This window comes from Sutterella massiliensis (assembly GCF_016899755.1).
Lineage (GTDB): Bacteria > Pseudomonadota > Gammaproteobacteria > Burkholderiales > Burkholderiaceae_F > Sutterella > Sutterella massiliensis.
In genome coordinates this window covers 1-800 of the sequence record NZ_JACJJC010000154.1, presented here as the reverse complement: position 1 = coordinate 800, position 800 = coordinate 1, and the positions used below count along the sequence as shown (strand labels likewise).

Here is an 800-nt window from a genome sequence, read left to right as displayed (position 1 = left end):
AGATGTGTATAAGAGACAGGTCTGGTCTGCCGGTTCGGGCAATGATGTCTTCAACGTTGAAGGGAATACGCTCTACGCATATTTGCGTTTGAGTGAGATTCAGCTTGCCGATACGACGGACGGCCTGAAGCTCAATGCGTCCGGGCTTTCGACTGACACCACTCTTTCAGCGAAAATCACCGACTACGAGACTACGGCCGGGAAGATCGTTTTTGAGGGCGGCAATATCACGATCGGTGGCAGCAACACCTACACCGGCGAGACCGAAGTGACGGGCGGTACCGTGACGCTTGCCAAGAACTCGGGTTTCGGCACCACGTCGAAGCTTTCGATTGCCTCGGGCGCTAAGGTCGATATCGGCGGCTATTCTCAGACGGTCGGATCGCTTGTTGTTGGCAGTCGAGATCAGAATGCTTCGAATGCACTTCGCGGCTCCGGCACGCTTACGCTCGGTACGGGGCAGACCGGCGCTTCTCAGATTTGGGGGAGCAACAGCTTTACCGGTACGATTCAGCTCGCCGCGAACCATAATCTTGCGATCAACAGTATTGCCGGTATTGGTGGCACCGCGACGGTTGGCTTCGGACACAATTCCGTCCTGACCATTGACGGCGCTACCGGCGGAACGTTCTCGACGCACCTCTCGGGTGCCGGAACGGTTGCTGTTGCCAATTCGACATTTGACGTTTCGGGCAACAATACGGCTTTCAAGGGCACTTGGCAGCTCGGCAGCTCGGGCAATGTCAGTGGTGCCGGCACGTCGACTGACATCGACAATGCGCTCGGGTCCGGTGCGACGC

1 pseudogene is annotated in these 800 nt (G+C 57.2%); it reads left to right on the top strand.

The features are described 5' to 3' along the window. Positions 1-800, top strand: a pseudogene (locus H6A60_RS14550) (hypothetical protein); the annotation flags it as partial.